This is a genomic window from Streptomyces sp. CB03238 (genome assembly GCF_002099185.1).
Taxonomy (GTDB): Bacteria; Actinomycetota; Actinomycetes; order Streptomycetales; family Streptomycetaceae; genus Streptomyces.
This window is the reverse complement of the sequence record NZ_NBCN01000026.1, coordinates 25,890-39,595: the sequence shown is the minus strand read 5'-3', so window position 1 is coordinate 39,595 and position 13,706 is coordinate 25,890. Positions and strand designations below refer to the sequence as shown.

Below are 13,706 nucleotides of genomic sequence, written 5' to 3'. Positions count from 1 at the left end.
CGCGGGGGCGCGTGCGGGCAAACGCTCATGGGACGTTCCCCGCACGGAAAGATCCAAGTCGGCGGAGCCACGCCGGGCGCGACGACAACACCCGTATGCGTGTCGTCATCGTCACCGAATCCTTCCCTCCCGACATCAACGGTGTGGCGCACTGCGCCCTGCAGACCGCCCGGCACCTCGCCGCACGTGGCCATGACCCGCTCGTCATAGCCCCGGCCGTACCCTCCGTCCCCGCGGGCACCTCCGACGCGGACGCCCCCTGTCCGGTCGTACGCGTCCCCTCCCTGCCGCTGCCCGGCTACCCCCAGGTCCGGGTGGCGCTGCCCAGCAGGCGGGTGGCCGCCGCGATCGCCGCCCACCGGGCCGACCTCGTCCACCTGGCGAGCCCCTTCGTGCTCGGCGTCCGCGGCATGGCGGCCGCCACGCGGCTCGGGCTGCCGGCCGTCGCGATCTACCAGACCGACCTCGCCGGCTACGCCCGCACCTACATGGGGGCGGGCGAGGGCGCCGCATGGCGGCGGCTGCGCGCCGTGCACGGCGCGGCCGACCGGACCCTCGCCCCCTCCACGGCCGCCGTCCGGGACCTGGAGGAACACGGCGTGGCGCGGGTACGGCTCTGGCCGCGCGGCGTCGACACCCTGCGCTTCCGCCCCGACCTGCGGGACGCGGCGCTCCGCCGGGAGCTTGCGCCCGGCGGGGAGGTGCTCGTCGGGTACGTGGGGCGGCTCGCGCCTGAGAAGCGGGTGGAGCTCCTGGCCGGGGCCTGCGGCCTGCCCGGCGTACGCGTGGTCGTCGTCGGCGACGGGCCGAGCGAGGGCACGCTGCGGGCCGCCCTGCCCGGCGCGGTCTTCCTGGGGCGCCGTACGGGTGACGAACTCGCCCGGATCTTCGCCTCCCTGGACGTGTTCGCGCACACCGGCCCCTATGAGACGTTCTGCCAGACCGTCCAGGAAGCGATGGCCAGCGGAGTACCGGTGATCGCCCCGGCCGCCGGCGGGCCCCTGGACCTGGTCGGCCACGGCCGGACCGGCCTCCTTGTGCCCCCGCACGACACGGGTGCCCTGCGTACCGCCGTGACCGCCCTGGCCGCCGACCCCGCCCTGCGGGCCGCGTACGGGCGCGCCGCGCGGACCGCGGTCCAGGACAGGACCTGGGCCGCCGTGGGCGACCAGCTCATCGCCCACTACGGCGAGGTGCTGGGCGAGCGGACGGTGGTGGCGGCATGAGCCTGCGCATCGTACGGCTGACGAACTTCGTCACCCCCTCGTCCGGTGGACTGCGCACCGCGCTCGACGAACTCGGGCGCGGCTATCTCGCCGCCGGTCACGAACCCGTCCTGGTGATGCCGGGTGAGGACGACAGCGACCGGATCACCCCGCAGGGCCGCGTCATCACCCTGCCCGGGCCCGTCCTGCCCGGTACGGGCGGCTACCGCGCCCTGGCCGACCGGCGGCGGCTGCGGCGGCTCCTGGAGGAGCTGGACCCCGACCGTCTGGAGGTCTCCGACCGCACCACCCTGCGCTGGACGGGCGAGTGGGCCCGGCGCGCCAGGGTGCCCGCCGTGATGGTGTCCCACGAGACGGCGGACGGGGTCCTGCGTACCTGGGGAATGCCGTCCGGCCTGGCCGCGCGGGCGGCCGACCGGCTCAACCGCCGCAGCGCGTGGGCGTACACCCGGATCGTGTGCACCACCGAGTGGGCGGAGCGCGAGTTCGTACGGATCGGGGCACGCAACGTGGTGCGCGCGCCGCTCGGTGTGGACCTGCGCCGGTTCGGGCCCGGCAGGCGCAGCGCCGCCCTACGTGCCCGGTACGCGCCGCCAGGAGCCGACGTGCTGCTCCTGCTCTGCTCACGGCTGTCGGTCGAGAAGCGGCCCGGCACGGCCCTGGAGGCCCTCGCGGAGCTGCGCGCACGGGGCGTCCGGGCGGCGCTGATGGTCGCCGGGGACGGGCCACTGCGCGCCGGCCTGGAGCGGCGGGCGCGGGGGCTTCCCGTACGGTTCCTCGGGCACGTCCCGGACCGCGAGCAGTTGGCCGCCCTCCAGGCGTCGGCGGACCTGTGCCTGGCGCCGGGACCGGCGGAGACGTTCGGCTTGTCCGCCCTGGAAGCGCTGGCCTCCGGTACCCCGGTCGTCGCGAGTGCCACCTCCGCGCTCCCCGAGGTCATCGGAGACGCCGGCGCGGCCGCCCAGGACACGCCGGCCGCGTTCGCCGACGCCGTGACGGACGTCCTCGCCCGTCCCGAGGAGCGCCGCCGCGCCGCGGCCCGCGCGCGGGCGGAACTCTTCGGCTGGGACCGGGCGGTGGCGGCGTTTCTCACGGCCCACGACGCCCCCGTACACCCGGCCCGCACCCCCGGACCGGAGGTCCCGGCATGACCACCGTGACGGTCCCCGCTTCCGACTCGCCCGAGGGCCTCGCCACGGACGCCACGCAAGGCGCCGCTACAGAGGTCCCGCTGCCGCAGGCGCTCCACGCGCGCGTGGCGCCGCTTCCCGGCCCGGTCCGGAGACCCGGCCCGCCCGATGGGCTCCGGGTCCCGGCGGAAGCGCGGCCCGAGCGGGAGGCGCCGTCGGCCGGTGACGGGAACGCCGACGAGCACGGGACGGTGGGCGGACTCGGACACGGACTCAGGCCCGGTCCCGGTCCCACGCGCGCCGGGGCGACGGTGGTGCGGCGGTTCGCCGCGCTGGGGGACTCGCTGACCGCGGGGGTCGGCGACCCCGTCGGCGGGGGCGGGCGCGGATGGGCCGCGCTGCTCGCGGGCGGGCTCGCGGGTGAGGGAGCCGTGGGGGCCGCGGGAGCCGTGGAGTTCCGCAACTTCGCCTTCAGTGGCGCCCTGAGCAGGGACGTCGCCGAATCGCAGCTGCCCCTGGCCCTCGCGTACCGCCCGGACGTCGTCTCCGTCGTCGTCGGCGTCAACGACACCCTGCGCCGCACCTTCGACATCGCCGGACTCGCCCTCGCCCTGGACCGGGTCTGCGCGCGGCTGTCCGCCCAGGGCGCCGTGCTCCTGACGGCCTGCCTGCCCGACCCGGGCGCCATGCTGGGCCTTCCTCCGCCGCTCGCGCGGCCCCTCGCCCGCCGCCAGCGGGCGGTCAACGTTGTCGTGCACGCCCTGTCCGCCCGATACGGCGCGGTCCACCTCCACATGGCGGACGCCGCCTGGGTCGCCGACCGCACCCTGTGGAGCGCCGACCGGCTGCACCCCGGCGAGCGCGGGCACCGGACCATCGCGGCCCGGTTCCACGCGCTGCTCGCCGAACGCGGCCTGGCGACCGGCGCCCCGCCGGCCCGTGAGCCACAGCAGCCGCCGCCGAGCCGCGCCGACGCGCTGCTGTGGCTGGCCACGGCCGGTACCGGCTGGGTGGTGCGGCGCTGCCACGACCTGCTGCCCCAACTGCTCCGGCTCGCCGGGGCGGAGGTACGGCACTGGGCACGCGGCACCAGCGCACGGCTCGACCAGCGCGCCGAACACGCCCTGTCCGCCGCGCTCGCCGCCGTGTCCTTGGAGGTTCCCCTTGCCAGAATGGGGGAATGACAGGGCGCTGGGAGTTCTGGATCGACCGTGGCGGCACCTTCACCGACATCGTGGCCCGGCGGCCCGACGGGCGCCTGGTCACCCGCAAGCTGCTCTCCCACGACCCCGCGCGCTACCGGGACGCGGCCGTCGCGGGCGTCCGGCTCCTCCTCGGGCTCGCGCCGGACGAACCCGTACCGGCGGACCGGGTCGCCTCCGTCAAGATGGGCACCACCGTCGCCACCAACGCCCTCCTGGAGCGGCGCGGAGAACCCACCGTCCTGGTCATCACCGCAGGCTTCCGCGACGCGCTGCGCATCGCCTACCAGAACCGGCCGCGGATCTTCGACCGCCGCATCCTGCTCCCCGAAGCGGTGTACGACCGGGTCGTCGAAGTGCCCGAGCGTATCGACGCCCATGGCACCGTTGTCCGGCCGCTCGACCCGGGCGCCGTGGAGGACCGGTTGAAAGCCGCTCATGGCGACGGTTTCCGCAGCGCCGCCATTGTCCTCATGCACGGCTACCGCCACCCCGGCCACGAGCTGCGTGTCGCCGAGGCCGCCCGCGCGGCCGGGTTCACACAGGTCAGTTGTTCGCACGAGGTCAGTCCGCTGATCAAGCTGGTGCCGCGCGGCGACACCACGGTCGTCGACGCGTACCTCTCCCCGATCCTGCGGCGGTACGTCGACGAGGTCGCCGGCGAACTCGCCGGGGTACGGCTGATGTTCATGCAGTCCAACGGCGGGCTGCGCGAGGCCGCCCACTTCCGCGGCAAGGACGCCGTACTGTCCGGCCCGGCGGGCGGGGTCGTCGGCATGGCGCGTACGTCGGAGCAGGCCGGATTCGGGCGGGTGATCGGCTTCGACATGGGTGGCACGTCCACCGATGTGTCGCACTACGCGGGTGAGTTCGAGCGGGAGCTGGGCACCCAGGTGGCGGGCGTGCGGATGCGCGCACCGATGATGAACATCCACACCGTGGCGGCGGGCGGCGGGTCGGTCCTCCACTTCGACGGCCGGCGCTACCGGGTCGGCCCCGACTCGGCCGGCGCGGACCCGGGGCCCGCCTGCTACCGGCGCGGCGGGCCGCTGACGGTGACCGACGCCAATGTGATGCTCGGCCGCGTACAGCCGGAACACTTTCCCGCCGTGTTCGGGCCGGACGGGGACCAGCCGCTCGACGCGGAGGTGGTGCGCACCCGCTTCACCGCCCTGGCCGAGGAGGTGCGGCGGCACACCGGCACCGCCCGTACGCCGGAGGAAGTGGCCGCCGGTTTCCTGGAGATCGCCGTCCTCAACATGGCGAATGCCGTCAAGAAGATCTCCGTACAGCGCGGCCACGACATCACGCGCTACGCCCTGACCAGCTTCGGCGGCGCCGGCGGCCAGCACGCGTGCGCGGTCGCCGACGCCCTCGGCGTGGACACGGTCCTGGTGCCGCCGCTGGCGGGGGTGCTCTCCGCGTACGGCATCGGGCTCGCCGATGCCACCGCCATGCGGGAGCAGTCGGTCGAGGCGGAACTGGACGGCACCCTCCACGCGCGCGTGGCGGACCTGTGCGCCCGGCTCGCCGGGCGCACCAGTGACGAACTGCGCGCCGACGGGCTGCCCGACAGCGCCATCAGCACTCACGCGCGCGTGCTCATCCGTTACGCCGGGACGGACGCGAGCCTGCCCGTACCGCTCGCCTCCACCCAGGCGATGAGCGAGGCGTTCACGTCGGCCCACCGCGCGCGATACGGCTTCACCATGGACAAGCCCCTGGTGGTGGAGGCCGTAACGGTAGAGGCGGTGGGCCGCGCCGGGCCGCACGGACCCGTCGGCGCCGAACCACCGGCCGAGGGAGGGGGATTGCGGCCACGCGCGACCGTGGCGATGGTCGTGGACGGCGAGCCGAGGGACACCCCGCTCCACCGGAGGGAGGACCTCCGGCCCTCCGACACCGTGCCGGGGCCCGCCATCATCGCCGAGGCCGACGCCACGACCGTCGTCGACGACGGATGGCAGGCCGTCGCGGCCGACACCGGCCACCTGCTCCTGACCCGGGCCCGCCCCAGGCCGAGCCGTAGCGCCGTCGGCACGGACGTCGACCCGGTCCTCCTGGAGGTGTTCAACAACCTCTTCATGGCGATCGCCGAACAGATGGGCGTTCGGCTGGAGAACACCGCCCACTCCGTCAACGTCAAAGAACGGCTCGACTTCTCCTGTGCCCTGTTCGACGCGGACGGCAACCTGATCGCCAACGCGCCCCACATCCCCGTCCACCTCGGCTCCATGGGGGAGTCCATTAAGGAGGTACTGCGGCGCAACGAGGGCACCATGCGCCCCGGCGACGTGTACGCGATCAACGACCCCTACCACGGTGGCACCCACCTGCCCGACGTGACGGTCGTGACCCCCGTCTTCGGACCGTCCGGCGACCTCCGCTTCCTGGTCGCCTCACGGGGCCACCACGCCGAGATCGGCGGCATCACCCCCGGCTCCATGCCCGCCTTCAGCCGCACCATCCACGAGGAGGGCGTCCTCTTCGACAACTGGCTGCTCGTACGGGACGGACAACTGCGCGAGGCCGAGACCAGGAGGCTGCTCACCGAGGCCCCGTACCCGTCCCGTGACCCCGACACCAACCTGGCCGACCTGCGCGCCCAGATCGCCGCCAACGAGAAGGGCATCGAGGAACTGCACCGCATGGTCGACCAGTTCGGCCTCGACGTCGTCCACGCCTATATGCGGCACGTACGGAACAACGCCGAGGAGTCCGTACGCCGGATCGTCGCCACCCTCCACGACGGCTCCTACCGGTACGAGACGGACCGCGGCGCGGTCATCCAGGTGGCCGTCCGCGTCGACCGCGAGCGCCGCGGTGCCGTCCTGGACTTCACCGGCACCTCACCGCAGCAGCCCGGGAACGCGAACGCGCCCACGTCCGTGGTCATGGCGGCCGTGCTGTACGTGTTCCGCACGCTCGTCGACGACGACATCCCCCTCAACAGCGGCTGCCTGGAGCCACTGGAGGTACGGGTCCCGGACGGCTCGATGCTCGCCCCCACCTACCCGGCCGCGACGGTCGCGGGCAACGTCGAGACCTCGCAGGCCGTCACCGGGGCCCTGTACGCCGCCCTGGGCGCCCAGGCGGAGGGCTCGGGCACCATGAACAACGTCACCTTCGGCAACGACCGTGTGCAGTACTACGAGACCGTGGCGAGTGGCTCGGGCGCCGGGGACGGTTTCGACGGGGCCGACGCCGTACAGACCCATATGACCAACTCACGTCTCACCGACCCCGAGATCCTGGAGTGGCGCCACCCGGTCCGGGTGGACGCCTTCGCGGTACGGGACGGCAGCGGCGGACGCGGCCGGTGGCGGGGCGGCGACGGCGTCGTACGGCGCATCCGGTTCCTGGAGCCCATGACGGTGGCCCTGCTGACCGGGCACCGGAGGATCCCCCCGTACGGCATGGCCGGCGGCGCTCCCGGGGCGCTCGGCGAGAACGCGGTGGAGCGCGCGGACGGCACCGTCCAGAGGCTGGGCGGAGTGGACGTCGTGGACGTCGGCCCCGGAGACGTCCTGGTCGTCATGACGCCCGGGGGTGGCGGCTATGGGAGCCCTACCGGTTCCGCCGGTCCTACCGGGCCGGGATGAACCGGACGGGCGTCCCCGGCACGGCCTGGGCGGCAGCCGCCAGGTCCCGCTCCCGGACGACGGCCACCACCGGATAGCCGCCGGTCGTGGGATGGTCCGCGAGGAACACCACCGGGCGCCCGTCCGGCGGCACCTGGACGGCCCCCAGGACCATGCCCTCGCTGGGCAGCTCACCCGCCACGGCCCGCTCCAGGGCCGGGCCTTCGGTGCGCAGCCCTATACGGTTGCTCGCCGGCGACACCCGGTACGCGCGCGTGGCGAAGGCGCGGAGCGCCGACCTGGTGAACCAGTCGTCGCGCGGTCCCAGCCGGACGTGGAGCACCAGCTCGTCGGGCGGCCCAGGCCAGGGCATGGTGTCGCAGCCCGGCGCCTTCCGGGACGGCTCGGGCCCCAGCGGCAGCACGGCGCCGTCGGTCAGGGGCGCCGGCCCGAGCCCCGACAGCAGGTCCGTGGAGCGGCTGCCCAGCACCGGCTCGGCGGCGACGCCCCCGGCGAACGCCGCGTACGAGCGCAGGCCCCGCACCGCGGCGCCCACCTCCAGCACGGCGCCCGCGGGCACGCGTACCGCCGCGCCCCACGCCACCGGCCGTCCGTCCACCGTGACGGGGCACGGCGCGCCGCCCACCGCGACGGTCACCGCGCAGCGCGGGCGCACCGCGCACCCGTTGACGGTCGTCTCCAGCACGGCCGCGTCCACGGGGTTGCCGACCAGCCGGTTGACGAGGCCGCTCGCGTACGGATCGAGGGCACCCGAGCGCGGCACGCCCAGGTGCGCGTGACCGAAGCGGCCCCGGTCCTGCACGGTGGTCAGCGCCCCGGCCCGTACGACGGCGAAGGCCCGGTCGGTCATCGGCCCCCCACGCCCCGCGGCACGAACCGCACCCGCGTACCGGGCGACAGCAGTGCGGCGGGGTCCCGCGCGGGGTCCCACAGCACCGCGTCCGTCGTCCCGATCAGCCGCCAGCCGCCGGGCGACGCACGCGGGTACACGCCCGTGTACGGGCCGGCCATCGCCACCGAGCCCGCCGGGACGGCCGTGCGCGGAGTGGCCCGCCGGGGCACCTCGTACGCCGCTGGCAGCCCCGTCAGATAGCCGAAGCCGGGCGCGAACCCGCAGAACGCCACCCGGAACTCGGCCGCCGAGTGGATCCGCGCCACCTCCTCCGGCGTCACGCCCCACAGGGCCGCCACATCCGGCAGATCGGGCCCGTCGTACCGGACAGGTATCTCGACGGCCGGGTCCACGCGCGCGTGGAGCGGCTCGACCTCCCACCCGGCGACGACCGCCGCGAGCCGCCCGGGCTCCTCCACGCCGTCCAGCAGCACCGTCCGTGCCGCCGGAACGATCTCCGTCACGGCGGGCAGGGCGCCGGCCGCCCGGCGGCGCAGCAGCTCGGCGTGGAAGGCCTCGGTCTCCTCGCCGCTGTCGAGCTCGACGAGCAGGGCCCGCTCGCCCACCGCCAGGGTCCTCATACGAAGGCCTTCACGCGGACGCCCGAGGCCTCCAGCTCGGCCCGGACGCGACGGGCGAGGCCCACCGCGCCGGGTGTGTCGCCGTGCAGGCACAGTGAGCGGGCGCGGACGGCCACCGAGCGTCCGCAGCGGGAGGTGACCACGCCGAACCTGGCCATGGACACGGACCGTTCGACGACGGCCGCCGGGTCGGTGACGACGGCGCCCTCCTCGCGGCGCGGCACGAGCGTGCCGTCGGCGGTGTACGCGCGGTCGGCAAAGGCCTCGGTGACGACCGGGAGCCCGGCCTTCTCGGCCATCTCGTGCAGCCGGGAGCCGGGCAGGCCCAGCAGCGGGAGCCGCTCGCCGGTCAGCAGCACGCCGTCGACCACCGCCTGCGCCTGCCCCTCGTCGTGCACGACGCGGTTGTAGAGCGCCCCGTGCGGCTTCACGTACGACACCCGTGCACCGGCCGCCCTGGCGAACACCTCCAGGGCGCCGATCTGGTACGCCACCTCCGCGGCCAGCTCGTCGTACGGCACGTCCATGGAGCGCCGTCCGAAGCCCGCCAGGTCCCGGTAGGAGACCTGGGCACCGATCCGTACCCCGCGCTCGGCGGCCAGCGCGCAGACGCGCCGCATCGTGACCGCGTCCCCGGCGTGGAAGCCGCAGGCCACATTGGCGCTGGTGACGACCGACAGGAGCTGTTCGTCGTCCGTCAATCGCCAGCGCCCGAAACCCTCTCCAAGGTCGGCGTTCAGGTCGATCGAGGCCCAGGTCATGGTGGTGTCTCCTTCCGCTGCGTTACGCGAGCTCGCGGCCGCGCGTCTCGGGCAGGCCGAGCAGGGCCAGGACGGCGATGCCGTAGCCGACCGCGCCGAAGACCAGCGCGCCGCCCACGCCCCAGCTGTCCGCGAGGAAGCCGACCAGGGTCGGGAAGAACGCCCCGACCGCGCGGCCGGTGTTGTACGTGAATCCCTGGCCCGTGCCGCGTACCGCCGTCGGATAGAGCTCGGCGAGGAACGAGCCGAACCCGCTGAAGATGGCCGACATGCAGAAGCCGAGGGGGAAGCCCAGGACGAGGACGAGACCGTTCGCCCCGGCGGGGATGTTCGTGTACGCGAGGATGCACACCGCCGACAGGAACGCGAAGATGACGATGTTGCGCTTCCGGCCCAGCCGGTCGGTGAGGTAACCACCCGTCAGGTACCCGATGAAGGCGCCGGATATCAGGAAGGCCAGATAGCCGCCCGTACCGACCACGGTCAGCCCGCGGTCGGTCTTCAGGTACGTCGGCACCCAGGTGGCGAGCGTGTAGTAGCCGCCCTGGACCCCGGTGGAGAGCAGCGTCGCGAACAGCGTCGTCCGCAGCAGGCCCGGCCGGAAGATGGCCGTGAAGGAGCCTCGTTCGCTGCTCGACTTGCGTACCTCGGCGGCGTGCGGCGCGTCCTCGACGTTCCGGCGGACCCAGATCACGAGCAGGGCCGGCAGGGCGCCGGTCCAGAACATCACGCGCCACGCGGTGTCCGGGTCGAGGAAGTGGAACACCAGCGTGTAGACGATGACGGCGAGGGCCCAGCCGGCCGCCCAGGCGCTCTGGATGCCGCCGAGCGTACGGCCGCGGTGCTTGGCGGAGGCGTACTCGGCGACGAGGATCGCGCCGACCGCCCACTCGCCGCCGAAGCCCACACCCTGAAGGGCACGGAAGACCAGCAGCGTCTCGTAGTTGGGCGCGAAACCGCACAGGACGGTGAAGAGCGCGTACGTGATGACCGTGATCATCAGGGCCTTCACGCGGCCGATCCGGTCGGCGAGGATGCCCGCGAGGACACCGCCGATGGCCGACACGACGAGTGTGACGGTGGTGAGCAGGCCGGTCTGGCCGCTGTTGAGGCTGAAGTAGGCGGAGATCGCCACCATGCTCAGGGGCAGCGTGAAGAAGTCGTAGGAGTCCAGGGCGTAGCCGCCGAACGCGCCGCCGAAGGCGCGCCGGCCGCGCGGGCCGAGCGCGCGCAGCCAGGCGAACGCGCCGGTGTCTTCGGGCACTTCGGCGGGGGAGGTCCGAGGGGTCTGGGTCGTGCTCATCTGCACCTCGCAGAGGAGAGCGGGAACCGTGCGGTGTCCCCAAGGTAGGGATTGTTGAACGATCCGACAAGGGATTCGTTCCCACGTTCTTGCTTCCACGTTTCCTTCTACGATGAGCGGGGCGGCAGCGGACGGACGAGAAGAGGGCGTTGTGGGAACGACGGGCTCCGAGAGCGAGCGGGGCGGCGGACTGGCGGACGACCGGGCGCTGCTGGGGCGTACGAGCACCGCGGAGCGGGTCGCGGACATCCTGCGCACTCGTATCGCCGAAGGGTTCTTCCAGCCCGGCACGCGGCTCTCGGAGGACAGCATCGGCGGCGCGCTGGGGGTGTCGCGCAATACGTTGCGCGAGGCGTTCCGGCTGCTCACGCACGAGCGGCTGCTCGTCCACGAGCTGAACCGCGGGGTGTTCGTACGGGTCCTCGCCGTCGACGACGTCGTCGACATCTACCGCACGCGGCGGCTCGTCGAGTGCGCCGTCGTGCACGACCTCGGCGAGCCGCCGTTCGCGCTCGACGGGCTGACCCGGGCGGTGGCCGACGGGGAGCGGGACGCGCGCGAGGGTGACTGGAAGGGCGTCTCCACCGCCAATATCCACTTCCACCGGGAGCTGGTCGCGCTCGCCGGCAGCGCCCGCATGGACGAGCTGATGCGCGGCGTCCTCGCCGAACTCCGCCTCGTCTTCCACGTGGTGGACGACCCACGCGCGCTGCACGAGCCCTATCTCATCCGAAACCGGGAGATTCTGGACGCTCTGCGGGCGGGGGAGCGGACCAAGGCCGAGCGGCTGCTCGCGGACTACCTGGACGACTCCCGTGAGCAGTTGGTCCAGGTTTATGCCCATCTGGTCGAAACCGACCCGCCGACGGTCGCCGGCTGACACACGACCGCCCCGTGCGTGGGCCGGCGAGCGGGCCCACAGGGGCCCATCTGCGCCGTTTCGACCGTTGTCAGTGCGAGGACCTAATCTGTGCAGCGTGACTTCGCCTGCCTCGACGGAATTCGTTCCGCCCCAGCTCAGCGCGGGGCCGCGGCCCGCACTGGGCCCGGCCGCCGACGAAGGGCTCGCGCGGCGGCTGCGCGCGCTCGCGTGCACCGCGCCCCTGCACGACCTGGACGCGCGCAAGGCGAACCTGGCAGGGGAGTACTCGACGTACGCCATGGCGGAGGTCGCCCTCGCCGCGATCGACCTCGTCACGCTCAACATGGACTTCGACACGGGCGCCGACCACGAGCAGATCGTCGCCCGGCTGCTGCCCAGGGTCGCCGCCCAGGCCCCGCAGCGGCCCGCCGCCGAACACGAGCGGGTGGCCCGCTGGGTGCTGGAGAACCTGATCAACGTCGGCAGCGTCGACCGCGGCTTCCGCGCCGTGTACGGCACGTTCGGCACCGACGGTGTGTACGTGCGTCGTGACTACGACTTCAAGCTCATCGAGGAAGTCCCCGGGTACGGCGGCGCCGTCTACCTCCGTACGACGGACGAGGCGGTCAACGTCCTCGTCGGCGCCCTCGACACCGATGTCACCAGCGCGCAGATCGCCGCCGAGGTGAAGCTGGAGGTGCTCATCAGCCGCGGCCGGCTCGCCGACGCCCAGCTCGCCGCCGAACAGGCCCGGTACCGCACCGTGCAGTACGCGGAAACGCTCCGCAAGACCCTGGAAGCCACCCGGCGCAATGTCCGCGCCGTCGACTGGCTCAGCACCGTCCCCGACATGATCGACGAGGCGCTCGACCACGTCGCCGACCGGTACCGCCACGAGAACGCCATCCTCACCAACATCCGCAAGGCGCGCGACGAGGCCGAGGACCACGAGCACAAGCGCCGCGCGGCCGAGCTCGTCGACATCGTCAAGGACTGCATCCGCCGCCACACCCAGCTCCAGTCCCGGCTCCTGGAGGCAGGACCGCTGTTCCGGGCCGAACAGGACCGGCAGGCCTTCGCCCAGCCCACCGCCCGCGCGGGACTCGACCTGTACGGCCAGCTGGTCGCCCCCGTCCTGCCGCTGCCGGTGGAGCGGGCGATCAAGGTCACCGACGCGTATTTCGCCCACGGCACGGGCCTGCGCACCCCTGGATCGGTACGGATGGGAGACCTGGTCGACCTGCTGCTGACCCCGCCGGTGGAACGGGAACACCTGGGCGCCGAGATGCCGGAGCCCGACCTGATCGCGACGCCCGACGACAGCCGGTTCAGCGAGGAGCAGCTGGCGAGCGCCATGGAACTGCTCGACCTCGAACACGACGCGCCCCGCCGGCTCTCCGGCCTGCTCGCCGAGGCCCGCCGCCGCGATCCCGAACTGCCCTACCTGGTCGCCCTGCTGGCGATACACGCGGCCAGCCCACCGGTCGGTACGGCCTACCGGCAGGGCGAGGAGCGCCTGCTGTTCGCCGTCGACGACGGCACCGAACTGGACGACCCGGAGTTCGGCGGCGCCGACCTGATCGTCGGCACCGCCCTGCTGGACGCGGCAGGCATGGCCGCCGGCCGCACGGACGCGGCATGACGCGCGCGGCCGCCGTCCGTCCACCCTCCGGGGGCGGTACACGCCGTCTCCCGTTGTGGGCAATCGTCCCGGTGGGGTCCCTCCCGTTGTGGGCAGTCGTCCCGCAGGGCTGGACGGGTGGGCACAACGGGACCGGGGCGGCGCCCCTTCCCGGTTCGCCCCGGGGCGGTGCCGTTCCCGGTTCGCCCCGGGGCGGTGCCGTTCCCGGTTCGCCCCGGGGGGGGGTGCCGTTCCCGGTTCGCCCCGGGGGGTGCTCGTCCGGGGCGGGCGGCCACGCCCGGTGGGTGGGGGCGTGGCCCCTCCGGGCTCGTCTCCTCGAGGCCGGCGGCCTTGGGTTTCGAGTCGGGGAGCCCAAACCTCGCCGCCAACCTCTGCGGGGACGACCCTGCACGGCCCCACCCGGCCGGATGCCGGGCGCGGGCGGTGACCGTCTGATGCCGCGCGTGACACGTCCGGCACGAGCCGCCCACACCGTCCCACCACCACGATCCACCCGCACCAAGGA

General features: G+C 73.9%; 10 protein-coding genes. 6 read left to right on the top strand and 4 right to left on the bottom strand.

The window, feature by feature from the left end; translation table 11 throughout:
- The first annotated feature begins 95 nt into the window (after window positions 1-95).
- The 4 genes from BKD26_RS32910 (at window position 96) to BKD26_RS32895 (ending at window position 7,160) form a co-directional block, all read left to right on the top strand.
- Window positions 96-1,226, top strand: coding sequence for a glycosyltransferase family 1 protein (locus tag BKD26_RS32910; protein WP_084905858.1), 1,131 nt, complete (start codon window positions 96-98; stop codon window positions 1,224-1,226).
- Window positions 1,223-2,377 carry a glycosyltransferase gene (locus tag BKD26_RS32905; RefSeq protein WP_084905856.1) on the top strand — a complete coding sequence of 385 codons (1,155 nt, stop codon included), beginning with the start codon at window positions 1,223-1,225 and terminating at the stop codon, window positions 2,375-2,377. The genes BKD26_RS32910 and BKD26_RS32905 overlap by 4 nt, the downstream gene beginning before the upstream one ends.
- Window positions 2,378-2,670: 293 nt before the next feature.
- The gene (locus BKD26_RS32900) at window positions 2,671-3,540 is read left to right on the top strand and encodes a GDSL-type esterase/lipase family protein (protein WP_084905973.1); all 870 of its coding nucleotides are present in this window, start codon (window positions 2,671-2,673) and stop codon (window positions 3,538-3,540) included.
- Complete coding sequence (locus tag BKD26_RS32895) at window positions 3,537-7,160, top strand: hydantoinase B/oxoprolinase family protein (RefSeq protein WP_084905854.1); 3,624 nt, start codon at window positions 3,537-3,539, stop codon at window positions 7,158-7,160. Before BKD26_RS32900 ends, BKD26_RS32895 begins: the two co-directional genes overlap by 4 nt.
- On the opposite strand, the gene BKD26_RS32890 is transcribed toward BKD26_RS32895, so the two are convergent.
- Genes BKD26_RS32890 through BKD26_RS32875 form a run of 4 tightly spaced genes read right to left on the bottom strand, consistent with a single transcriptional unit; the run spans window position 7,144 to window position 10,697 of the window.
- Window positions 7,144-8,010: a biotin-dependent carboxyltransferase family protein gene (locus tag BKD26_RS32890; RefSeq protein ID WP_084905852.1), complete on the bottom strand. Its 867-nt coding sequence runs from the start codon at window positions 8,008-8,010 to the stop codon at window positions 7,144-7,146. The genes BKD26_RS32895 and BKD26_RS32890 overlap by 17 nt on opposite strands.
- Window positions 8,007-8,633: a 5-oxoprolinase subunit PxpB gene (pxpB, locus tag BKD26_RS32885; protein WP_084905851.1), complete on the bottom strand. Its 627-nt coding sequence runs from the start codon at window positions 8,631-8,633 to the stop codon at window positions 8,007-8,009. Before pxpB ends, BKD26_RS32890 begins: the two co-directional genes overlap by 4 nt.
- The gene (locus BKD26_RS32880) at window positions 8,630-9,394 is read right to left on the bottom strand and encodes a 5-oxoprolinase subunit PxpA (RefSeq protein WP_084905849.1); all 765 of its coding nucleotides are present in this window, start codon (window positions 9,392-9,394) and stop codon (window positions 8,630-8,632) included. The genes pxpB and BKD26_RS32880 overlap by 4 nt, the downstream gene beginning before the upstream one ends.
- Window positions 9,395-9,416: 22 nt before the next feature.
- A complete protein-coding gene (locus BKD26_RS32875) occupies window positions 9,417-10,697 on the bottom strand; it encodes an MFS transporter (RefSeq protein WP_084905847.1) in 1,281 nt (426 codons plus the stop codon).
- 151 nt (window positions 10,698-10,848) lie between these two features.
- Between BKD26_RS32875 and BKD26_RS32870 the strand changes: the two genes are divergently transcribed.
- Together BKD26_RS32870 and BKD26_RS32865 are read left to right on the top strand one after the other, a co-directional pair.
- On the top strand, window positions 10,849-11,577 hold the full coding sequence (locus BKD26_RS32870; protein WP_084905846.1) for a GntR family transcriptional regulator: 729 nt from the start codon (window positions 10,849-10,851) through the stop codon (window positions 11,575-11,577).
- 97 nt (window positions 11,578-11,674) lie between these two features.
- Window positions 11,675-13,201, top strand: a complete 1,527-nt coding sequence (locus tag BKD26_RS32865; RefSeq protein ID WP_084905844.1) for a hypothetical protein — start codon at window positions 11,675-11,677, stop codon at window positions 13,199-13,201.
- Window positions 13,202-13,706 lie beyond the last annotated feature (505 nt).

Bases quoted from the DNA above. Each gene is read 5' to 3' on its own strand.
- BKD26_RS32895 (WP_084905854.1), top strand. From the start codon at position 3,537: ATGACAGGGCGCTGGGAGTTCTGGATCGACCGTGGCGGCACCTTCACC.
- BKD26_RS32880 (WP_084905849.1), bottom strand. From the start codon at position 9,394: ATGACCTGGGCCTCGATCGACCTGAACGCCGACCTTGGAGAGGGTTTC.
- pxpB (WP_084905851.1), bottom strand. From the start codon at position 8,633: ATGAGGACCCTGGCGGTGGGCGAGCGGGCCCTGCTCGTCGAGCTCGAC.
- BKD26_RS32890 (WP_084905852.1), bottom strand. From the start codon at position 8,010: ATGACCGACCGGGCCTTCGCCGTCGTACGGGCCGGGGCGCTGACCACC.
- BKD26_RS32875 (WP_084905847.1), bottom strand. From the start codon at position 10,697: ATGAGCACGACCCAGACCCCTCGGACCTCCCCCGCCGAAGTGCCCGAA.
- BKD26_RS32910 (WP_084905858.1), top strand. From the start codon at position 96: ATGCGTGTCGTCATCGTCACCGAATCCTTCCCTCCCGACATCAACGGT.
- BKD26_RS32905 (WP_084905856.1), top strand. From the start codon at position 1,223: ATGAGCCTGCGCATCGTACGGCTGACGAACTTCGTCACCCCCTCGTCC.